Origin of the sequence: Anaerocolumna sp. AGMB13025 (assembly GCF_029689925.1) — a bacterium.
Classification (GTDB): domain Bacteria; phylum Bacillota; class Clostridia; order Lachnospirales; family Lachnospiraceae; genus Anaerocolumna.
In genome coordinates this window covers 6,339,128-6,361,769 of record NZ_CP121445.1, presented here as the reverse complement: position 1 = coordinate 6,361,769, position 22,642 = coordinate 6,339,128, and the positions used below count along the sequence as shown (strand labels likewise).

Genomic DNA, 22,642 nt, shown 5'->3' with positions numbered 1-22,642 from the left:
ACCACGGAGGTTTTGAATAGTGCTGACATTTTTCCCCGAGCCATATCCAGATGAATTTTTATATAGTATAATAGCCAGATACCACGTTTGGAGTGGAAATGAGGAATTGTCAGATACTATGGAGGAGCTATTTGGTAATCGTCGCGAAAAAGCAACATTATTGATACCAAAGCATTTAAAACGTCTAGCTGAAAAAACCAAGGAATTTGGTTTGGACTATGAAACACTTTTATATGAACATACTATATTTCCTTTTATAACTTGCTTTCTAAATAAGGCTATGTTTGATAATGCATTAAATACTATAAATAGTGATTTATATGAAAGTACCTTATTCATATACAAACATTATATAAACCCTAGATTTTTAAAATATTGTCCGTTATGTATTCGAGATGACAGAGATGTATATGGTGAGGCATATTGGCATCGTAAGCATCAAACTTACGGGGTAAATATGTGTGTTAAGCATAGGTGCTATCTTATGGATAGTAGAATTGATATATCAGACAATAGAAAAAATAGATATATTGCTTTAGAATTAATGGATGATATAAAAGAGACTATAAAGCAAGAAAATATATCTGAATGCAGAGTTGAATTACAGATAGCATACGATGTTGAATATGCTTATGAGAATTATGCATATATAAGAAGAGTATTATGTGAGAAACACTCTTTAGTTAGGGAAGCAACGATTAGCCTATTATTTAACCGAGAACTTGCCACTCAAAAGGGTATGGTTAGGACTAAAAGATTAAGAGAAGAGTTCAAAAACAAGTACATTTCTACCAATTTAAAGCAAATGTTAGTTGGCCTGGAATATGATAGAAAATCAGATTGGCTAATCACATTATGTAGAGGAGGGCAAAATACGGTTGTCCCTATAAGATTTATTCTCTTCGTTAATTTTCTTGCGGGTAGCTTAGAAGCTTATATCAAGTTAGTAAATGAGCAAGATGAGTTTATTAAAAAAGAGAAGGATTTATTCAGTCGACCAAATGGATATGAAGAAAAATTGATTTATTATCGTAAACGATGGCTTGATGCATGGGAGAAGAACCCCAAGGGCTGCAGGTTTAATCTAGTAAAAACTGATCGAGCCGCGTATACATGGTTAAGAAGGCATGACAATGAGTGGATGATAAAAAATTCGCCACAAATAACAAAGCCAAAGGGCACAATTATTAACAAAGATTGGGACATGCTGGATTCTATGCTCGTCGAAATGGTATATGAAGCTGTAAATAGTATCAAAAATCTTGAAGGGAAACCAGAACGTATTACAAAAGCAAATATCGGTCGTTATATGAGGCAAAAGGATACGATAGAAAGAAATTATAAATTACTTCCGAAAACAATGAATAAGATTGAACAATATGTCGAGAGTACCAATGAGTATCGACTTAGAAAAATAGAATGGGCTAAAAATGAGTTTAAAAGAGAAGGAATACCTTCTATTCCATGGATGATATTACGGAAAGCAGGTATTCGAGATGAAGATTGGAACAAATTTAGATATTTATTTTATACCTGAAGTATCTAGCTTGAACTCGAGCCGTCTTATTAAGGAACTATTTGAATTATATGCAGTAGGGGTATAATCACACCCTAACTCTTTTGAATGATTTAGACACTCAATAGTTTGTAATATATATCATTTGACTACTAACATTCTGTTTTGGATAAACCGGTATCCCGTTCAGTACCGTTGAATAGTCCAAGGAGATAATCAAACAGATACAAGGAGGTAAAAAATGCTTACATTTTTCCCTAAACCATATCCGGATGAATTGTTATACAGCATAATAGCTAGATATCACGTTTGGAGTGGAAATGATGAAATGTCAGATAGTATGGAACAACTCTTTGGTGATCGACGTGAAAGAGCAACTCTATTGATACCAAAACATTTTAAATATTTAGCCGAAAAAACAAAGGAGTTCGGTTTGAGTTATGAAACTTTACTATATGAACATACAATATTTCCTTTAATAACATGCTTCTTAAGCAAGAACTCTTATGATCATACTTTACAATCTGTTATTAATGAAAATCAATTAATAATTCCCTTGTGTATATACAAAGATAGTATATACCCTAGATTTCTAAAATATTGTCCACATTGTATTATGGATGACAGAGACGAATATGGAGAGGCTTATTGGCATCGGAAACATCAATCATTTGGAGTAGAGATGTGTGATAAGCATAGATGCCTTCTTAAAGAAAGTGATATTGAAATAATAGATAGTAGGAGCAATCGATATATTGCTTTAAACTTACTAAATGAAATAACTGTTACTCTTGAGGAGGAGAATATACCCTGCTTTAATATTGAATTGCAAATAGCATATGATATTGACTATATTTATAAGAATTATGAGTTTATAAGAAGAATGTTATGGGAGAAACATTCTTCAATTAGAGAAACTACGATTGCCCTATTATTTAACAGAAAACTTGCCACACAAAAGGGTTTGGTAAAAAACAATAGATTAAGACATGAGTTTAATAATAAGTATATTTCTACTTGTTTTAAGCAAATACTACTTAATCTGCAAGATAATAAAACAGCAGATTGGCTCATTACATTATGTAGAGGAGGAAAAAATACGGTTGTTCCTATTAGATTTATTCTCTTCACCAATTTTCTTGCAGGTAGCTTAGAATCTTTTATGGGGTTATTAAATGAACAAGAAAAGTTTATTGACAAGAAAAAGGAGGAGTATAATCCACCAAATGGATATGAAGAAAAGTTGGTGCAATATCGGAAGCGATGGCTTGACGCATGGAATAAGAATCCATGTGGTTGTAGGTCTGATTTAAAAAAGTCTGACTCCTCGGCTTATACTTGGTTGATAAGACATGATCATGAGTGGTTGTTAAACCATTTACCTCAGATTAAGAAACCAAAAGTGAGGACAAAGGTCAAGGACTGGATTAAAATTGATAACGAGCTTGAGAGTCTAGTAGAAAAGGCTGTTTATAAAATTAAGAATTCAGGGGGAAAACCTGAGCGTATTACTATAGCTAATATTCGCCGTTACATAAGACCCAAAGTTTTGCTTCAAAGAAATTATAAATTACTACCAAAAACTATGTATAAAATTGGACAATATGTTGAAACCATTTATGATTATCGACTAAGGAAAATTGAGTGGGCGAAAAGTGAGCTTGAAAAAGAAGGAAAAAGTGCTACTCCTCATATAGTATTACAAAAATCGGGTATACGTCCTGATGATTGGAACAAATTCAGGCAGCTACTTACATCATAATATTTTTTGGCTATCGGACTACGAAGGAGTAATAGTACATATTAGAAATGGGCATTAACGAAGAGTCGGAAAACTTAATTCGTTAGTGCTTTTAATATTATAGCAATTATTGTGTCAAGAATGGTTTATATTTACATTAACGATAAAAAGGCAAATCGGGTCAAATTGTTGTTGAAAATTTCCGTGAATGCGTTACCTGATTTGAAATACATTATGTCTTTAGGTAGACAGTTTAGATGTAGAAGCTAAAAAATAGTTTTTTTTAATCGGAAATTAGAATATAGCAAGCAGAACTTTATGAAGTTATTAGTAAGTTAAATTTAATTTTATACTTATGAATGATTTATTATATTAGGTTAATACTTTAATTACCAATTCAGTGTGAATAGCTATTGAAACCTGTCAGGGGAAAGCGTCTTTAGAACTAAGATAATAACTTTAGTTCGAAAGATGCTTTTTTATGTTTTACTATCATTTTATATACTATAACAGAACTACAAAGTAACCGTCAAATAAGATTGTGGATATTAAATATATCACTTTTATGAGATAATCACTTAAATTACTATTACAAGTATTTTGAGCTTCTCAAAATACTACAAGGAGGTTTTTAAGTGATGACCCAAGAAGTAAAGAATCATTATAGTTCACAGAAATGGTCTTCCATTATTAAAGAATGCACAACTAGCGGACTTCCTGTTAGACAGTGGTGTCAGCAAAACGGTATCCTTGAGGGAAGTTATTACTACTGGTTAAAGAAAATACGTCTTAAAACATTAGAAACACTTCCTATAATCAAAACAGGAAGTGCAATCCTGCCTGCTTCTCCTCAGGACAACACTGTTTTTGCTAGGCTTCCGATTCCACAGAGAAATACGACTACGGATGTAACGCTGTCTGTTAATGGAATTGATATCGGATTCAATAACACTGCTACAGCTGAACTTATCCATTCTGTATTAGTGGAGATAAAACAATTATGTTAGGTGATATCTCACGCGCGGAGCATATCTATCTGGCTTGTGGATTATTCTCAGGATATTTTTATCCTCATCTTTCCAAGAAATGGCCTACCTGCTTTGTTTTTTCAGAAAAAGATGAGGATAATTTTTTTAACGTAGACCACACAGACGAGCCATCTCTGCCTCATCATCTGGCCATTGTGGTACTTCGTTTGTCGACAGTTTTCCGGTCTCCATCGCTTTACGCATCATTTCAACCGACGGGATAGCGTAAATCCGGGTCGTTTCAGTCGATGAGTGGCCAAGTATTCTTGAGATTAGTTCTAGTTCTGTCCCATCCTGATACAGATTTGTGGCTCTTGTTCTGCGAACCATGTGAGGGTAGCAGCTTTTTGGTAGGTTTGGATGTTCTGGCCGTATCTGCTCCGCATATTTCTTTATGATCCGCTCAACATTCCCTACAGACATTCGCTCACGGTGGCCTTTAATGACCGTGTAGATTAATGGAGCAGCTGCCTCTTTTTCAGGATGATATATCTTCATGTAGTCTTTCAGATGCCCAGAAGTGATGTCCGTAAGTGCAACGATCCGCTCTTTATCGCCTTTTCCATAGATCCGGATATACGGGATAGCCGCTTCCAGGTTTACGCTTCGCATATCAAGTGATAACAGCTCAGATACCCTAACGGCTGAATCATACAGAAGTATCAGGATTATCCTGTCACGTTTTCCCATCTTAGTATTCGCTGGCGCCGACAAAAGTGCTGAAAGATCTTCTTCCTCTATGATCTCCCGTGTCAGCTTTGGCACTTTCAGAAAAGGAACGTGCGAAGCTGCCAGTGCTACTGACTGCAACGAAATATCTCCATCTGCAACATACCATAGATATGCCCTGATGGCAGCAAGCCTGTTATTACAGGTGCTGGCCGCATTTCCCTTTGCATTCAGGAAACGCAGATATTCGAGCAGAAGATCATGCGTACAGTCTTCAAGGCAGAATGACCGGATAGACAGATGGAGTGCATCAGAGATATATCTTCTGAATACAGTCAGTGCATCCCGGTATGTCTCGATTGTATTGCTGCTTTTCATTGCTTGCTCAGGCAGATAATGATCCAAGAAATCCAATGTCCTTGAGAAGAACAGCTTTTTCATCTTTTCTTTCTTACTCATCAGATGGCACCTCCGGAATCACTTTTACTGAACTCTTGTCCCGGCAGCGTATGATGCGGAACGCTGAATCAATCTGATGATAGTAGTAGAACGTCTCATCCGGACTTGTATGTCCGAGATATTTACTCAGGAACGGAAGCATCTCTTTGAGAGAAACTCCTTCCTCCATCCACATGTTCATCCGTTTAACGACAAAGCTGTGCCTAAGGCAATGAACCGTCGGATTCCGGTCGCAGTTTTCTGCAAATGGAGTTTTTGCCCAACTTTCACGGAAACGTTTGCCGATCGTTACGGTGCTGAGCTGTTTTTCCGATTCTCTGGCCGGAAAGAACCAGACTGACTGGCAGTGAAACACGGATGATAGAATCAAGGAATACTCTCGAAGTAATTCTGTAAGATCATCTGCAAGATAGACCACGCGGTCTTTGTGACCTTTGGAGTGTAGGATCCGGATGGTCCCATGCTTCAAGTCTACATCATCGTTACATAAGTTGCGAGCCTCTGATATACGAAGACCACAGCAGTAGATCAGACGGAAGATCGCCTTGTACTCTACAGCAAGCCGATGAAAAGAAACACCAGACACAGCAGGTACGTATTCATCAATGACCTTGAAAACAGATATGATCTCCTCATCTGAAAAGATATGTACTACCTTCTTGGCCGCTTTATAGAATCGGTTCGGAGTGTAGGCTTCCATCCCCAGCGAGATCATATATAATCCAAGCTGGCGGACGACCGATATCCGCTTTGAACAGGTGACCATTTCCTCATTATCCTTCAGCGTTCCCCATTCTGCCACAAGCTCTTTGCTAATGAGTGGTTCTGATATTCCTTTTTGGAAACAGAATACATCAAAGTGCTTTAGTAACCATTCTTCTGATTCATAGATGAAGCCAGCTTCTTTTTTCTCATGCACAAACTGTTCAATGTAAGATCCGAAACAGCTCTGATATTGATATCCTGCTATCTTCATGCCAGACCTCCCTTCATCGGAATCCCGGCATCTGCTAAAGACAACGCACAGCTGCGGCTTCTTTCATCATCAAGAAGAAGGTATTTCATAACACTTGTAGGATCCCTGTGTCCAAGGGCATCCATCACTGTATCTATTCCCGCTTGATTCCTTAGCAGGTTCGTTGCAAATGTCCTGCGAGTCACATGAAAACCGCCTCCTATCATTGCTCTTCTTTCCGGAAGAATCCTATAAAGGGCTTTGGTGCAGATTTTTCCTGTTAGTTTTCCATAAGGTGCTTTCGTGCGGATAAAGATGCGTCGGTCATCTGAATGCGGTCTGCCATTACAGATATATGTATATATGGCATTTCCAACATCAACAGGCATTGGCAGTGTAATCTGCGTTCTGGTCTTGTCCATAACGATTGATATCTCACGCCTGCCCCAGTTGATGTTCCCGAATTCAAGATCAAGAACATCAGATGCCCTGAACCCCATCTTCACACCAAGCATGACCATTGCCGTATCTCGGAGCTCTATCGGTTCCTGATGTGATGAGCGGAAATCCGCAATCTTTCGGAGCTGCTCATCAGACAATACATCAACCAGTTTTTCCTCAGGAGCGCTTCCGGAGAACAGACAGTTATGCAGTGCAGTGCCCATGATATACCCGTTCTCGCCAAGGAACCGGAGAAATCCCCTTACAATCGTAAAGCATCCGGAGCGTCCACGAAACGTTGTGTAGAAATCCTGATGACCGAATTCTTTCACAGCGGCAGGCGAGAGTGGTTCAAAACTATCATAGCCGTGCCCTATCAGGAACCGGCAGAACCGGATGCAGGAATACTGATAAGCTCTGATTGTCCCTTCTGCCCGGAACTCCCGTTTCTTTTGTTCAAGAAAGGGGTCAATAGCCTGTCGGCACCAATCCGGAAGCATTTCCAGCGAACTGGGGGCGTATCGGTATTTCCCGTCCGGCATGATATCCCCCAACATCGTGTATTCCTCATAACACTTCAATATCCTGCGCCAGTGCAGCCATGAGTGTCCCATCCCTTTGCGGATTTCAGAAAACCAGGCCCACATGATTTCGGGATGATATCCAAGCTTATGGATATCCAGAAATAGATAAAGAGCAGTCAGAGAATGCCTGGCCAGATACAGTGTTGTTCCGACATATCCGTGTTTTTTTAAAGTCTCTATGAACGGTTCGATTGTCTCTCGATATTCATTAGTAGGAAAATCCTCGCTTTGATGCCGGTTATTCTCAATCATACATTGATTCGTGTCAGAAAATCCAGCCAGTATCCCTACATGCGGATAGGTCTGACTATCGAGAAGAATGTTGAACCCGGCTGGACACATGCCTTTCTGCCCAAAAAACGACATCATGGTGGCGGTGTGCCTAAGAATAATCGTTCTGGTCTCTTGGGAACAATACATATCCATCTCTATCAGATTTATAATAGTCTGGTAAGTAATCTTCCTGATATCAATAATGCCATTATCAAAAAGAAACAAGAGTGCCTCCGAGCAAAAGATGCGTGTCAGTTCCCAGTTACGGGCAGTATATCTGCCTCGACAATCCTCAAGATAGATATTCAGGTCACACTTCAGTGTATCTGGAAGTTTATTATAATTCGAGCGGTTGAGATATAAACGCCGGTCGGATACAGTGCCAGTTGCCGACATCTCTTCCAGTTGAAAGATATATTGATTCCATACCATACATCTTTGTCTTGGATATTCATTTAGGATCAGTGAAAGCCATTCATTTCTCAATGTTTCTGAGTATTCTTGTCCTGTTTGCTCTAAGAATGATCCAAGAGAAAAATAGCACTCTTTATGAGATTTCTGACTGCTGGAACATACCTCCTTTTCTTTTAATAGAGACATTACTTTGTCAACGGTTACATGATAATCCATGAAATCACCATCCTTTCGGAAATTTATAGTGATTTCATTATTGCACAGAATTTTTTATCCTCATACTTTAAAACAAAACAGCTTAAAAATTCAGGATTTTCAAAAAAGATGAGGATAAAAATATCCTGAGAATAATCCACATTATCCTATCATTAGAATAATGTGGGTATACGGATATGCGTAAGTCCATCGATGGACTTGCTGCCATTGTCCAAGAACAGTTTCACCTGGATCCGTTTTCAAAATGTCTCTTCCTTTTTTGTGGAAGACAGAGAAATCGTATGAAAGCTCTCCTGTGGGAAGGTGATGGTTTTGTTCTTCTATACAAACGATTAGAAAACGGCAACTTCAAATGGCCACGTCATGAAGCAGAAGTCCGTCCCATTAGCTGGCAAGAATTCAGGTGGCTAATGGAGGGTCTTGAAATAGAGCAAAAAGGTGCAATTAAACCGGCACTTCCAGGTGCGTTCTGTTAATGATAAATATAGCTTGAAACCGCATATTTGCTGGATTTCTGGTATATTTTATGGTATAATTATCTTATCAAAAACGATAAGGAATTAATAAAATATGAATCAAAAAGATGCTTATATAGAGCACCTTGAAAATACAATAAAGAATCTGCAGACCCAGGTGAACAACCTTACTGAGATAGTTTTGCTTCTCCGCAAAGAAAAGTTTGGTTCTTCTAGCGAGAAGACTCCTAAGGATGAAATCGTTGGACAGATCTCTCTTTTTAATGAAGCGGAAATAGAAGCGGATTCTTCCATCCATGAACCAATCAAAAAGGAAGTAGATGGATATACACGAGTTCATTCTAAGCGCAAACGCGAAGAACTAATCAAAGACCTTCCTGTTCGGGAAATCCTTTGTGAATCTTCGAAAGAAGATATGCATTGCCTTCAGTGCGGCACTGAGCTTAAGCCGATTGGTAAGGAAACAGTCCGTGAGGAGTTGGAATACATCCCAGCTAAGCTTCAAATCGTTCGTTATGTCAGAATGGCTTATGAATGTCCTAAGTGCAAGCACACAGCTCATCCTTATATTCAGAAGGCAGATACTCCTACTTCTTTAATGAATCATTCTCTTGCCTCTCCAAGTTCGGTGGCAAATGTAATGTATCAAAAGTATGTAAACAGTGTTCCACTTTATCGTCAGGAAAAAGACTGGGAACAACTTGGCATCTCCCTATCAAGGGCAACTATGGCTAATTGGGTAATTCGGTGTTCAGAGGATTATCTCCTTCCAATAACAGAACATCTTCGAAAGGAACTGCTTGCCAGAGATATCGTTCACTGTGATGAGTTATGTGAAGCTTCACATAATTCATCTTATGTAGAGTGTTTTATTATGTAAAGAAAAAGGGATTCCTTCACTAAATAAAGAGATTCCCGTAATCGAAACTTTGCATAATATTTAGATGCTTTTTCTTAACCAGTCCAGAAGAGTCTGTTTCTCTTTTTCAGAGTATTTATTGATTGCCGAATCAATATTTAATGCAGCCGCTTCTAAATATTTACGCTTGATTTCGGGATTTGATTTTGCATAAATTTCTGTAGTTGTAACAGATGAATGTCCCAGGAAATCCCTTATATAGATTAAATTTACACCGCTTTCAAGAAGATGCATTGCTTTGGAATGCCTTAGAACATGGGGATGAACTTTCGTATTACCAAACAATGCTGACTCTTCTTGCTTTGCTTTCACCGCATACTTTCGCAAAATATATGTTACCCCGGAGCGGGTTAATGGATCTTTATGGTGATTGGTAAATAAGTGTTGCTCCGGATTGGATATCCGATATGTTTTAACATACCTGCCAATTATAGCAGTCACATTTGGACTGAGAGGAATAATGCGAACCTTATTGCCTTTGCCGATTACAGTGATAGTTGCAGGAGCATTATATGATATGTTGCCTGACTTTACATCAATGATTTCCTGTACTCTGCATCCGGATTCGTATAAAAGTGATAATAATGCCAAATCTCTGATACCATTATGCGTACTGGAATCGGGTTTTTTAATTAATAACGCTACTGCATCAACGCTCAGATAGTCAACCGTTTTTGATAGACCTTTCTTCGGTTTGATATCAAGAACCTGCTGAAATATATCAAGATATTCGATTGCGTTTGAGGACGCACATTTACAGAACGACTTTAGGGCAGCAAGCCTCTGATTTCTGGTCGAAACACTGGCGTTCCGACTGGATTCCAACCATTCAAGAAAGTTTATGATATTTTCCTTGCAAAAAATATCAGTGTTAACGCGACCTCTCGGGCAAAGATGCTTTTCGTCAGCAAAGCTAAATAGTAAGACAAATGTGTCCCGATAAGATTTGATGGTATTTTCTGAATACCCAACGACATTTGGAAGATAAGCTGTAAAAAAAGCTGTGATAAGTGTTGTTAATGATGTGTTCATGACTATTCATACCTCCGGAAAAATGATATCAGCCTGAGTCTGCGTATAGTGGAGAACATTTATAAAATAATGTTTTGTCAGGCGCAGATAATATTCAGTTGATTCTACCCCCCTGTGCCCCATATATGTGCTCAGAGAGGGAAGCGAACAATACGGATCCAATCCCTGGTCAATGGATTGCTCTAATGAATGTACTGCAAAAGTATGACGCAGGTCATGTATTCTAGGATAATTTCCTGTTGGCAGTATCGATATTTTAGCTTGAATCATAAGCTTCCTGAATGTGTTCCGTATGGTAATAGGCGAATAGCATTCCCCGTTAAGAGAAGGAAAAAAGTAAGCATTTCCGGTTCGGTCAACCCGCGAATCATACTTCCTGAGATATGCTGTAAGAGAATCTGATATAGGAAGCATACGCGAAACGTTGTTCTTACCGTTATGGAATGTGATGATTCCATCAGATAGGTTGACATCTTCTGTTTTTAGGCTCACAGTTTCCCCTATACGTGAGCCGGAGGCATAAAGCAGCCGATGAATTGCAGGATATATATAAGGAGTATTCACGAACTTGTTCTTATTAGGACCAATCTGATCCGCACAATTGAATATCCTATAAATTTCTGCTTTTGAGAAAATATAGGGAGTAAAATCTTTTGGACACCGAATAAGTGTAGCCGGATATATGTATGGAGCATAGCCTCGCTGTTTTAAAAACAGTCCATACTGCCTAATATAGGATTGATTTGCATGGACAGTCCTAGGTTTTGAACCATTGAATTGTTCCAAGTATCCATCAACTAGCTTATTCGTCAGGTCTGTTACATCGTTAGTAGGTGAATTAGTATAAAGATATCGGAGAAGCTGGTCACATTTCTTCTGGTCATCATAACCAAAAATAAAACCAAGAGAATGCTTGTATGAAATATACTCCTCTGCCATAAGCCGGTATTGTTCAGGAAATATATAATCAGTTTTTATTTTCATCAGGAACCTCCAATGCGAAATGCTTCAGAGTATCAAAGTCAATGTTCAGATAAATCTTGGTAGTATTGAGATTTGTATGGCCAAGCACATCTTTAATTACATACATAGGAGTATTCTTCTGTAAGAGATTACTAGCTAATGAGTGTCTTAAAGCATGAGGACCATGTTTACGTTTTGATATGTCGGCACCGGAAGACTTGAAATATTTTGACACAATAGAATGCATCTGACCGGCAGAGATCATACCATAGTTATTCTTGATGCCTATAAAAAGCAGATTAGAATTACATGGAGGCCTGGAACCACGAAGATAATCAATGAAAGCAAACTTTATATTTTCCAATAATGGGAGCTGGTTAAATACACCTGTCTTAAACTGGATGAATTCAATTGTGCCGCGTTCCCAATGGATATCAGAGAGTTTTAATCTGCAGATATCGCCTGACCGGATACCCAGTTCGGCTGCAAGAAGGACGACAATCAGATCCCGTTTGCCCTTGATTGTGTTGTTATCAATACATGAAACTAATCTCTTTACTTCTTCTTCAGAATAAAATGATAGTATACGGTCACGTTTATTTGTTACGATAACAGGGAAAAGCTCCCTACCAGAATAAAGAATTAGATTCTGGGAATGAAGAAAGTTAAAGAAATGCCGGAGAATAAATGATTTTCCGCTTTTTGTAGATGTGGAAAGTGATGAAATGTTTTTCATAAAGCCCGCAACATGTTTCTGTAAGCATAAATCAATGGATTTAATACCATTATCACCGAGGTAGTTACAAAAAGCTGTAACCGTAACACGTTTGCTTCGCATAGTTTCAGTAGCTTTTTCCTTGAATTCATCAAGGTTCAGATACTGCTTAATAATATTTTGATACAATGGATAACATAAGATGATTTTGGTGCTTTTAGACATAAGCCAATCCTCCTTTTTCTTTAGAGGATACAACTAAATATAGATTATGTGGAGTAGAAAAATAAAAAAACTGAATAGATAAGGCCGTGTGAAGATTACTTTACATAATAAAGTACTCTACATAAGATGAGACGCCAGTTCAGGTGTTAAATGAATCTGAACGTAGAAATACCACGGATTCCTATATGTGGGTATATAGTTCTAATAAGAACTGTGAGCAGCCGGTAAGACTGTTTGAATATCAACCCGGAAGAAGCGGAAAATATCCACAGGAATTCCTGAAAGACTATACTGGTTATATCCATACGGATGCCTATAAAGGCTATGAAAAAGTATCCGGTATCATCAGATGCCTTTGCTGGTCTCACTTGAGACGATATTTTGTGGATGCCCTGCCAAAAGATATTTATAGCCTGGAAGCAACGATTCCATCCCAGGCAATCGGATATATAAATAAAATAAGCTCTTCGAAATCGAAAAGAAACTTGAGATTCTTTCTCCAAAAGGAAGAAAAGAACAGCGTCTGATACAGGAAAAGCCTGTACTGGATGCCTTTTGGTCGTGGGCAGAGATTACTTTTGCTGGAATTCTTCCAAAATCGAAATTAGGTCAGGCATTTCAATATGCTGCAAACCAGAGGTTTGATGAATTATCTTCTTGATGGAAACTGTAGCATTTCCAATAACTTAGCTTTATACACAGGATATTTTTATCCTCATCTTTTTCAGAAAAGTGCATAAATCCAGGAGCCTCTCTTACCAAAGATGAGGATAACATTTTTCACCTTAGACCACAAATCCTGGCAAAGTCATCTTCATTGTCTGGCCACAATGGCTGCTCAGAGTTCAACTCGGGGTTGCTTTTCTCCATGGCTGATTTAATCATCTCAAGCGATGGTTTTGCATATATCCTGGTAGTCTGAGTTGATGCATGTCCAAGTATTCTGGAAACCAATTCAAGTTCAATGTCACTCTGATAAAGATTTGTTGCCCTTGTCCTTCTGAACATATGTGGATGAACTTTGTCCGGCAGTTCCGGATAGTTCTGTCTTATCATTCCAGCATACTTGTCAATAATACGTGCTACATTGCCTGGTGACATTGCATTAGCACATTCATGAATAACTGTATAAAATAAATAGTCTGTTTTGGGAGTACCAGAATGATGGAACTTATATATATAATTCTTCAAGTGACTAGCAGCATTATCCGATATAGAAACAATACGTTCTTTATCGCCTTTACCTCTAATACGTAGGTAAGGAGTATCTTTTTGAAGATTTATATCAGATACTTTTAATCCAAGTAATTCACTTAGGCGTATTGCTGAATCATACAATACTATCATTATAGTTGCATCACGTATTCCAAGATTACTATTGTCAGGTGCTGAAAGAAGTGCTTTAAGGCAATCTTCATTTAAAATAGCTTTTTCCTTCTCAGTTTTCTTAAGAAAAGGAACCCTTGACACCATAAGTGCGTTTTGTTGCCATGTAATGTCTCCATCAGCCACATACCACAATACTCTATATTCCTGTGCCATCCTTTTAAAGGAATCTGCAGGAGATAATACTTCATTAAGATCTACTTGCTTGAAAAATTCGCGGATGTCTTCATCTGCCATAAGATACGGAACCACTTTCTCTGGTCGTGGCAGATTTAGAGGAATATAACTGGATATCCCTAACGTATTAAGATAAACGCTAAAGTTTCGTACTGCCTGAAGGCGATTGTTTTGGGTTGTTTTTGTTTCCGAATCAGACTTTGAAGCCCATGCTTCAAAAAGGTACTTTGTTATGATTGCCCCTTTAACCTGTTTTTCATCACAGTATTGATCGAAACGATACAACCAGTATGCTGGATTATCATACATGAATCCAGCTTCTCGATGAGTTGATATATAGTCATTCAATAGATTTGAAAATACGCTTAAATAAACATACTTCTTATGCATGAAAGACACCCCCTTTGTAGGCGATACCTGTATCCACCATAGATAATGGACACATTCTCATCTGTTTTTCATCTAAGGACAAATACTTATGAACAGTCCCATCTGTGGAATGTCCCAGAGAATCAGATATCAATTCAACCTTGGTATTACCTTTCAATAGCTGTGTGGCAAATGTCTTTCTTACAGAATGAAAGCAGCAACTTTTATCATCTGAGGCAGCGATAAATCGTTTCAACGCACTTCTGCAGACACCACGTTGTATGCGGTTATAAGGTGCTTCATGGCGGATAAATATATATGGCTCAGGACTTTGAGGCCTACCATCACGTATATATCGGAATACGATATTACCTGTTTTTATTGGCATTGGCATAGTAAGAACCTTACCAGTTTTCTGCTGGACAATCTTGATACTTCTCTGTTTCCAGTCGATGTTCTCAAAACGGAGAGCCGAAATATCGGATGCCCTGAATCCCATAGTCAGACCAATACATACCATTGCGTAATCACGCAGTGCTTTAGGCGAAAGTGTGTCAGGATTTGTTGCCCAAATAGAAGCTACATCTTCTTTTGAAAGTGTCTGTATTATAGAAGTTCTTGGTGCTGAAAAGGTTGGCAATGCTTTATACAGGTAGGGATCATCTATAAGACTCTGCTCATAAAGGTATATTAAGAAGTTTCGAATTCGACAGTTGTATGCTGCTTTTCCCTCAGGTGTTACATGTTTATCCTGAAGATTGAAATCTTTTAGAATGGTTGTAGTGAGACTCGAAAAGCCTTCAATTCCTAAACGTTGAAGATATTTGCAGAACCTGAGATTACTTGATCTATACATAGCAATGGTGGAAGGTTGCCAGCCTTCACGTTTCAATAGATTGAGATAACTCTTTAGCTGTTCAGCTTCCCAATTCGGTAGCAAATGAATTGCCTTTACACCCTTTGGTTTACCAGTGACTTTTGTTGTGATTGTATTGTTGCGTAGAAAATCCAAGAACTGACAAATGGTACGGCGATGTTGTTTCCAGCCAGTACCCAATAATGGCGTTATCTTATCAAACCAGTACCATAATAGAGTATCATCCAGGCAAATCTGATGCATATCTAAAAAGATATAAAGAAGTGTTAAGATATGTTTTGAACTTTTTAGTACGGTTTTTCCATATCTGGCATCAGCCATTTTAGTAAGGAATTCTAAAATAATGCTCCATGTCACTGATGGATACTTTTGATTTGTAGTTGTATAGCTATTCAACTCTTCATCAGATAACTTTATGATCTGATAGATTAACAGTCTATTTAATGCAAGCGATAATCCGAAAGAGCACATACCTTGCACTGCTAGATATCGTAAAAAGACGCGTATCAAATCTTCATATACATCTTTTGATTTTGAAGAACAGTGATAGTCTTTTTGATGAAATTGAAGCACCACATTGTAGTCTAGTTCAGAGATGTTATTCAAAGAATTATTCTGCAAATATAACAGAAAGCGGGAGCATGCAATTCTATACCGGTCATCAGATATTGAATAATCAGAAATGAAAGCATCAATCATAGATTTAAATGAATCATTTAGTAACGCATATGCGGGTGTTCTACACGATAAATGATCCAATGAAATATAACCCATGCTATAGACATCTTCTAATTGGTCTATACAGTGCCGCCATCCTGTATACGTCCTGTAATTCCAGTCCGATTGATTCGATTCAATCCACTGATATGCTAACTCGGTTGAATAGTTGAGGCTTAAAGATAAGAGATAGCCTTTTAATTCTTGATAGCATAACTTGTGCAGACTAATTACAGAAGGACTAAAATCATTATCTTTTAAGAAATCCATAACAGTAGCAATATTTGTTTCGTATTGTTCCATAGGGAACCACCTCCTTATTATTGGTGATTCCATTATCCATAACAACGAAATGTTTATCCATATATTTAGTGGCAAAAGGCTAATGTTTATGCGATTCTTATTAAAAGATGAGGATAAAAATATCCTGTGTATAAACTGAGTTATTCTCATATGAAGATAACTCTGTGAGAACAGTATACGCCCATTTACCATAGGCCGGAAAAACTGGTTGTTTTCCGGAAGCCCCAAAGGTGCAGAGGCCAGCGCAGGTGTATATACCTTGATTGAAACTGCGAAGGCAAATGGTCTCAATGCTTATAAATATATTCAGTTTATTTTAAGTGATATTCCTGGTACTGCTTTTCTTCAATATCCTGAATTTCTGGAAGATTACATGCCATGGGATCCAATGATTCAAAAGATATGCCGCTAATAGCCAACCTTTTAGAATAGCAGAAGGTTGGCTATTTTATAGACACTGACTTATTTGACGGTTACTTTTTAAAAATGTTTTGTTTTGACTTGTACTTATATATTATCTTTCGATTATTTTATAAATCCTGTTACCCATTTTTCGGCAAATTGTTTTTCAATACAATATACTTTTTCCAATAGATCTATCTCATCAATAAAATTGTCTGTTTTAATAATTTTTTTGAATATTTTAAATCGGATTATTTCGTATTTTTTTAATATTTCCTGGTATTCTACTAGTAATTGAGGATTTTTAAGATATACTATTATTTTTTGCATTTTAACTAATATTAATTGTTTGCATTCAATGCATAATAATAAGTTGTTAAACAAAAAGTCATTCTCCATTTTCCTCATATTTAAAATCATTTTTCCCATAGAATTAATTCCATATACCCATGAATCAAAATCCAAAATTGTATTTGTAGTTTTAAATGTCTTTAACATTTTCTTAGATGTAAAGTATACGTTTAAACTATCCAATATATCTTTGTAATCTAATTCTAATTTTGTTTCATTTATTTTAATTAGCTTTGATTTTGTTATCGCTGTTAGTGAATTTACTAATAGATTAACTTTAATTTTCTCTTTATTGTATTCTCCTTTGTCGTTGTATCCCACTGTAATTAACTCATCATTTTCATATCCAATAATTAATATATCATGTAAGTTATGATTTTTATAGGTGGCAAACCTAGATGGAATATAGTATTCATCAATACATGTTAAATGAATATATTGATAATTATCAATAGCATTTATAATATCTTTTTGTACATTTTTACGATCTAAAATATCCATTGTTTCGATTTTAAATACGTTCCAAAAATCATACTCATCTACATAAAATTGCAAATTTCCTGCAAAAAAAATAGTTTTAAAGTTATTTAATAAACAATATTCATAATTACTAGAGTTATTACATTTAAGTATACTAAGAGGATATGAATAGTACTGATAACTTTTAATTAATGGTGCCAAATCAAATGATAGCTCATTATACAAATTAAATTCTCCTTTGAGATTATATTTTATACACGGTTTAAACATATAACATATTTTAATCTTTTTCACTGCAGGCCTAATATAAATTTCTACCGTACTCTCAACCACACTATTCAATGTAATAATGATGCATCGAAGCTTCCGTGTCATAATAAACTTAATGATTAAAATACTGGATATGATCTATATAGGTATAATTCCATTTTAATATTAAAGCAAGGCATTTTCATTATGTTCTAAAAAATCAATAAGATTATGTACTGTTGCTTTTTCATCATCAAAACATTTTATTAACATAACTATTATATTATCTTTGATTGTCTGTTCTTTTGACAGATTGTATTTAATAATTAGATAAATAATTTTTTTAAATCTCATATATAAATCATTATAAATATCAATGAATAAATCTAGTTTTAAATTTAATATTAAAGTCATATATTGTAATCTCCAAATCATTAGTGATTTGTGGTCCATCATGGAATAATATGCACGAATATCTATTTCATGATTATATGTAATAGCTTTCTCAACATATACAATTAATTCATTATAACAATTAATCCCGAATACATAATATTTTGTATCAATATAAGTTAATGCTAAATTACTTTCACATAGATATGCTTTCAATTGATTAATTATTTTTTTAACTTTTATTTCATTTAATTCTGTATAGTTAGAATCAGCATGATTATTTAAAATTTGAAACATAGTAAAACTTGGACCTATCTTTTCTATCTTCGATAAAGCTTCACTATTTACCATTTTTTTTGCAAATTCCTCATAACTACCTCTAAATCCGCTCAATATTTGTGCTATATCAATATTTTCATATGAAAAAACTCCATCTAAAAAGTTATCACAACAATTAAAAATATTAGTTTCTTTGTCATATCCATATATATATATCCAATGCATATCATGATATTTATGATATTCGTCATATTTGCAGATATAATATTTATCAACTTCTATTTGCATATAATAGTCTGAATTAATTGCATTTATTATAAATTCGATTATATCAAAATCATTATGCTTCATCATAAATATAGGCATTTCAAAAAATCTTAACCAGGGATTAGCAGAATATTCATAATTTCTAAAGTCACCATAATCGGTATAAAGAAAATCTAGTGTTCCACTTCTATCTGATTCTTTCAAATTATATAATGAAAATATTTGAATATAATTATTGCATATCCAAGGTTTACATTGATTATATGATAATAGTATTGAAAGTAAAGCTGCTTGATGCGAATACCCTCTTATAGGTGCTACAGAAATTGGTAATATTTTTTTTTTCATATCTAAACCTCCTGGCCTAATAAGGTAGTGTCAAGTCTGACACCCCGTTTTTGTTTTCAAAACTTTATTTATAAGGTTTACATTTTTCTTTCCATAAAAAACAAATTACCCCCCCTAATTTTTTGTCAATAATTGATTTACCATAACAAAATATTACGAAAGGATATCATTGTATATGGTTACAATTATTCGATTACCAATATAAACAAATCTACTGGTTATTACTTTTTTATCGCTAAATATATTCCGCTGAAGCAGTAAACCGATATTCTTCCCACTGTTATCCATATGAAGTTGTTGAGTAACAATGGCTTCTGGAATACTTCAAGCAGCGCAACCATAAATTCATAAAGCCCATCCATAGACGATCTGACTGTGATATTTCTGAGGAATGCACATGCCCTCGTTGTAATGCTCCTATGTCTTATCTACATAAAACAATGGGTCAAAAGGACAAATCAACTTAAAATCTACTCTTCTAACTTGGTTTACAAGAGAACCGATTTTCAAACAGTATACCTTGCGGTGTCCTTACTGTTTCTCATACCCTTGTTGCTAAGAAGGATCATAAACATTTTACCATTCACAAATGTGTTAATCCCAAATGCTCTTATTACCTACACAACAAGGCAAAAGCGCCGGATGATGAGTTGAAAGGATACAAGAAAAATGATTACAAGCTCCACTACCTCTACCATGTGTTCACCATGAACTTCTTTAAGATGAGTCTGGATTCCCTTCCAAAGAAAACTTTATCGCTGAAATTTAGAAAAAACGATGCCCATATCATGTCTCTATGCCTTACCCTTTATATAAATCTTGGTCTGTCACTGCGTAAGACTTCACAGGCATTAAAAAATCTTTACGGTATTAACATATCCCATCAAATGGTTGCCAACTATGCCCGAACTGCTACAGTTGTTATAAAGGGATATGTCTGACTCATAATGGATGCAGTGTCCCGTTCCATCCTTGGCTTTCAGGTTTCGGATAACCGAAGTGTCGGTCCCTGTATCCTGCAATACATATGGCGTTCCGTCATTCTAAAGAACTTTATAAAACTTTCACTTCATTGTTGTTGGTTACAGTGCCTATCGCCTTACCTCCCAACAGTTCATTCGAAAATTCGGTGATCCCTTCAAGTTTAGTATCACTCACGTAATCGGTCTTACCAATGACGATGAAGTGTCTGAAGAATACCGCCCCTTCAAATAAGATGGTGGAACGTCTGTAACGTACCTTCAAGGCTTCTTACCGCGTCACATGTGGTTATATTACGATGGACTTAATTACAATCTATCTCTCTGGGTTGCTTACTATAAATTTTTAAGATCTCAAAATATTGCTGGATATAAAAAAATTCTAAACGAAGTTGAAATTTTAAATGGTGACGGCAATATGCCAGGTAAATAGCAGCTTCTTATCTTTCTTGGTCTGCAAACCATCCTTCAGCTGCAGAAACAGCAGGTTTCAGGAATGCCTGTTCCTGAGTTTCCTCGCCGTCGGCAGAGATGCCGGAGCATTGTTTTGTCATGCTGTCAAGGGCGGCGGTAGCATTTCAAAGATTGTGTCTAACGATTTTCAAGGTTCTGAATGAGACTAATTTTTGACTCAGGGTTTTCATACGTTACTTTACACTACCTCCTAATAAATAACCTCTCGTATCTTTAAGCATTGATCATCTGGTTTTTTAGGTTTTTTATTAAAACCCCTCACTTTTTGTTTAAAGTATTTACAAAGTTTCCGAAAAATGTGCTACTTTAAGCCCTTATTTATAAGGTGTTTTTGGATTGAAGGCGATTTTTTATTACTACTATTCCTGACGACCTGTTTGATTCGCCCTAATGTCATGTTAATTTATGAATACTGCTAAAGGAAACATATTACGCCATTTACTGAACTCAATGAGAAAAGAGGTGTTTATAGAAATTAAATGACTATATCATTTTAGTCATTTAAAACGCTTTTTTGAAATCAATTATTCTTAAATGTATCCCATGGCTAATATGTATTTGTCGTTATTCATTAATCCAAAAGGGGTATCATCCCGCAGGAATCCGAGAGGTTATGTTAAGTCTGTAACAAAATACTGAATGGGCATTCCTGATTCCTGTAATTCCTGTAATTATACACGACACATTGCTCCTACGCCCTATCTTTATAATTAGCGGTTCAAAAAAACAGCTCTTCTGTAAGTTGTGTGGCTTACATTAGAACTAGATCTGTCGACACATTGATACCATATTCTAAAACAAAAGAAACACGGAAAACACTTAATACAATAATTGCATTAATCTGAAATGTTCTCTCTGCTAATATAATAATCCGAAGGTGGTGTTATGTCAATTAGGGATTAATAACAGAAGAAGTGATAACATATGTTCCCTTTAGGATAATTATAAATACATGAAAAGTAATTTCCAAGTAATAGAAGTAAAATAGGTGAGGAAATTTCTTCGAAGTCTTTGGATCATTATACCGACAATACCTTAGTTACTACCAAGCTTTATAGCAATTTAATTAATTAGTCGATTAGCACATAATAAAAGGAGGCTACTTAAAACTATACTCAAAATGGTTCTTATCAAAAAGCGTATAAAAATATATTTATTGACAAAAAAACCAAAAAAAGGTAAAATGTATGCGAATAATGAGATTAAGTCAGTTTCTGAATAAGCTGTAGAAATTAGAAAATAGCAGGATGAGAATATTAATTAAGTTTTTACGAATATTAATTAATATTAATCTAGTGTTGGATATTAAATGAATAAATTGTATGCCTATTCGCAATAGTTATGCCAAACAAGTAGTGGATATGAAATTTACATTTTTAATCAGAGATATTTTTGAACTTTTTTGCTTTAGATGCATTGCATTAATACCTTAATAATGAAGAAATTTAAATTTACTCAAAGTATATATAACTTTTAGCACTTTATAAAATCAAGTTAAGGAACAGTTTCAGTCAGAAGTTCATTATCTTCATGTTTTTATATTGAAAAGTCACGAAGCCATATTGTTTAATGCGGGAAGTGGCAGCAACGGGTTGGTTAAGGTATAGGTAAATATATTTATGGTATGATTATGAGTCAGGAGTAAGACTTGGCTCTTAAGTAAAAACCATAGGGGTGTTTGGGGTTACATTTTATTTTAACTTTTTAAAAGAAGGTCCAATATGTTTTGTCATGATTCAAGAGGAACTTTACGGAATACAATACTAAAAGTAGAATTGATTTGAATGCTAATAATTAATACATGAGAGAGGGGACAGATAGCTAATTCATGAAAAAATAAAGAAGTATTGATTATATTAAAAGATTTTTGAAAACTTTATCGAAATGTCTTAGAAGATGCAACTATCATAATTGTGAATGGAATCTATTGCTGGAAATATTAGAAAGGAGATGATATGATGGGT

14 protein-coding genes and 4 pseudogenes are annotated in these 22,642 nt (G+C 35.8%); 8 read left to right on the top strand and 10 right to left on the bottom strand.

Annotation, left to right across the window (positions count from 1 at the left end):
- Positions 1–19: 19 nt before the first annotated feature.
- The 3 genes from QA584_RS26610 (at position 20) to tnpA (ending at position 4,264) form a co-directional block, all read left to right on the top strand.
- Complete coding sequence (locus tag QA584_RS26610) at positions 20–1,537, top strand: TnsD family Tn7-like transposition protein (RefSeq protein ID WP_278272121.1); 1,518 nt, start codon at positions 20–22, stop codon at positions 1,535–1,537.
- Positions 1,538–1,757: 220 nt separating this feature from the next.
- Positions 1,758–3,278: a TnsD family Tn7-like transposition protein gene (locus QA584_RS26605; RefSeq protein WP_278272120.1), complete on the top strand. Its 1,521-nt coding sequence runs from the start codon at positions 1,758–1,760 to the stop codon at positions 3,276–3,278.
- Positions 3,279–3,895: 617 nt separating this feature from the next.
- Entirely contained in the window at positions 3,896–4,264 is a 369-nt protein-coding gene (gene tnpA, locus QA584_RS26600) for an IS66 family insertion sequence element accessory protein TnpA (RefSeq protein ID WP_442870367.1), read from the top strand.
- A gap of 126 nt (positions 4,265–4,390) precedes the next feature.
- Here the strand turns inward: tnpA and QA584_RS26595 are convergent, their stop codons facing one another.
- The 3 genes from QA584_RS26595 to QA584_RS26585 are packed head-to-tail and all read right to left on the bottom strand — an operon-like array spanning position 4,391 to position 8,296.
- The gene (locus QA584_RS26595) at positions 4,391–5,413 is read right to left on the bottom strand and encodes a tyrosine-type recombinase/integrase (RefSeq protein ID WP_278272118.1); all 1,023 of its coding nucleotides are present in this window, start codon (positions 5,411–5,413) and stop codon (positions 4,391–4,393) included.
- Positions 5,406–6,389 (bottom strand): tyrosine-type recombinase/integrase, encoded by a 984-nt coding sequence (locus QA584_RS26590; protein WP_278272117.1) that lies wholly within the window; start codon positions 6,387–6,389, stop codon positions 5,406–5,408. The genes QA584_RS26595 and QA584_RS26590 overlap by 8 nt, the downstream gene beginning before the upstream one ends.
- Complete coding sequence (locus QA584_RS26585; RefSeq protein ID WP_278272116.1) at positions 6,386–8,296, bottom strand: tyrosine-type recombinase/integrase; 1,911 nt, start codon at positions 8,294–8,296, stop codon at positions 6,386–6,388. The genes QA584_RS26590 and QA584_RS26585 overlap by 4 nt, the downstream gene beginning before the upstream one ends.
- A 176-nt stretch (positions 8,297–8,472) precedes the next feature.
- Here QA584_RS26585 and tnpB point away from each other — a divergent pair, with 176 nt between their 5' ends.
- Entirely contained in the window at positions 8,473–8,772 is a 300-nt protein-coding gene (gene tnpB / locus QA584_RS26580; RefSeq protein WP_278272115.1) for an IS66 family insertion sequence element accessory protein TnpB, read from the top strand.
- Positions 8,773–8,866: 94 nt separating this feature from the next.
- A pseudogene (locus tag QA584_RS26575) lies at positions 8,867–9,601 on the top strand (transposase); the annotation flags it as partial.
- 111 nt (positions 9,602–9,712) lie between these two features.
- Here QA584_RS26575 and QA584_RS26570 read toward each other — a convergent pair.
- From QA584_RS26570 to QA584_RS26560, 3 genes are read right to left on the bottom strand one after another with little or no spacing between them, the layout of a single operon-like run.
- Complete coding sequence (locus QA584_RS26570) at positions 9,713–10,723, bottom strand: tyrosine-type recombinase/integrase (protein ID WP_278272113.1); 1,011 nt, start codon at positions 10,721–10,723, stop codon at positions 9,713–9,715.
- A gap of 6 nt (positions 10,724–10,729) precedes the next feature.
- A complete protein-coding gene (locus tag QA584_RS26565) occupies positions 10,730–11,707 on the bottom strand; it encodes a tyrosine-type recombinase/integrase (protein ID WP_278272112.1) in 978 nt (325 codons plus the stop codon).
- A complete protein-coding gene (locus QA584_RS26560) occupies positions 11,691–12,626 on the bottom strand; it encodes a site-specific integrase (RefSeq protein WP_278272111.1) in 936 nt (311 codons plus the stop codon). Before QA584_RS26560 ends, QA584_RS26565 begins: the two co-directional genes overlap by 17 nt.
- A 125-nt stretch (positions 12,627–12,751) precedes the next feature.
- On the opposite strand from QA584_RS26560, the pseudogene QA584_RS26555 reads away from it, so the two are divergent.
- Positions 12,752–13,318: pseudogene (locus tag QA584_RS26555) on the top strand (IS66 family transposase); the annotation flags it as partial.
- Between the two features lie 88 nt (positions 13,319–13,406).
- Here QA584_RS26555 and QA584_RS26550 read toward each other — a convergent pair.
- Together QA584_RS26550 and QA584_RS26545 are read right to left on the bottom strand one after the other, a co-directional pair.
- Positions 13,407–14,579, bottom strand: a complete 1,173-nt coding sequence (locus QA584_RS26550) for a tyrosine-type recombinase/integrase (protein WP_278272110.1) — start codon at positions 14,577–14,579, stop codon at positions 13,407–13,409.
- The gene (locus tag QA584_RS26545) at positions 14,572–16,455 is read right to left on the bottom strand and encodes a tyrosine-type recombinase/integrase (RefSeq protein ID WP_278272109.1); all 1,884 of its coding nucleotides are present in this window, start codon (positions 16,453–16,455) and stop codon (positions 14,572–14,574) included. Before QA584_RS26545 ends, QA584_RS26550 begins: the two co-directional genes overlap by 8 nt.
- Positions 16,456–16,615: 160 nt before the next feature.
- On the opposite strand from QA584_RS26545, the pseudogene QA584_RS26540 reads away from it, so the two are divergent.
- Positions 16,616–16,867: pseudogene (locus tag QA584_RS26540) on the top strand (transposase domain-containing protein); the annotation flags it as partial.
- Between the two features lie 113 nt (positions 16,868–16,980).
- On the opposite strand, the gene QA584_RS26535 reads toward QA584_RS26540, so the two are convergent.
- Together QA584_RS26535 and QA584_RS26530 are read right to left on the bottom strand one after the other, a co-directional pair.
- On the bottom strand, positions 16,981–17,913 hold the full coding sequence (locus tag QA584_RS26535; RefSeq protein WP_278272108.1) for a hypothetical protein: 933 nt from the start codon (positions 17,911–17,913) through the stop codon (positions 16,981–16,983).
- Positions 17,914–18,123: 210 nt separating this feature from the next.
- Complete coding sequence (locus QA584_RS26530) at positions 18,124–19,224, bottom strand: hypothetical protein (protein WP_278272107.1); 1,101 nt, start codon at positions 19,222–19,224, stop codon at positions 18,124–18,126.
- 175 nt (positions 19,225–19,399) lie between these two features.
- On the opposite strand from QA584_RS26530, the pseudogene QA584_RS28930 reads away from it, so the two are divergent.
- Positions 19,400–20,778 (top strand): annotated as a pseudogene (locus tag QA584_RS28930) (transposase).
- The last annotated feature ends 1,864 nt before the right edge of the window (positions 20,779–22,642 follow it).

Coding starts and splice junctions, on each gene's coding strand:
- QA584_RS26595 (WP_278272118.1), bottom strand. CDS start 5,413: ATGAGTAAGAAAGAAAAGATGAAAAAGCTGTTCTTCTCAAGGACATTG.
- tnpB (WP_278272115.1), top strand. CDS start 8,473: ATGCGTAAGTCCATCGATGGACTTGCTGCCATTGTCCAAGAACAGTTT.
- QA584_RS26560 (WP_278272111.1), bottom strand. CDS start 12,626: ATGTCTAAAAGCACCAAAATCATCTTATGTTATCCATTGTATCAAAAT.
- QA584_RS26570 (WP_278272113.1), bottom strand. CDS start 10,723: ATGAACACATCATTAACAACACTTATCACAGCTTTTTTTACAGCTTAT.
- QA584_RS26605 (WP_278272120.1), top strand. CDS start 1,758: ATGCTTACATTTTTCCCTAAACCATATCCGGATGAATTGTTATACAGC.
- QA584_RS26530 (WP_278272107.1), bottom strand. CDS start 19,224: ATGAAAAAAAAAATATTACCAATTTCTGTAGCACCTATAAGAGGGTAT.
- QA584_RS26590 (WP_278272117.1), bottom strand. CDS start 6,389: ATGAAGATAGCAGGATATCAATATCAGAGCTGTTTCGGATCTTACATT.
- QA584_RS26545 (WP_278272109.1), bottom strand. CDS start 16,455: ATGGAACAATACGAAACAAATATTGCTACTGTTATGGATTTCTTAAAA.
- QA584_RS26565 (WP_278272112.1), bottom strand. CDS start 11,707: ATGAAAATAAAAACTGATTATATATTTCCTGAACAATACCGGCTTATG.
- QA584_RS26585 (WP_278272116.1), bottom strand. CDS start 8,296: ATGGATTATCATGTAACCGTTGACAAAGTAATGTCTCTATTAAAAGAA.
- QA584_RS26550 (WP_278272110.1), bottom strand. CDS start 14,579: ATGCATAAGAAGTATGTTTATTTAAGCGTATTTTCAAATCTATTGAAT.
- tnpA (WP_442870367.1), top strand. CDS start 3,896: ATGACCCAAGAAGTAAAGAATCATTATAGTTCACAGAAATGGTCTTCC.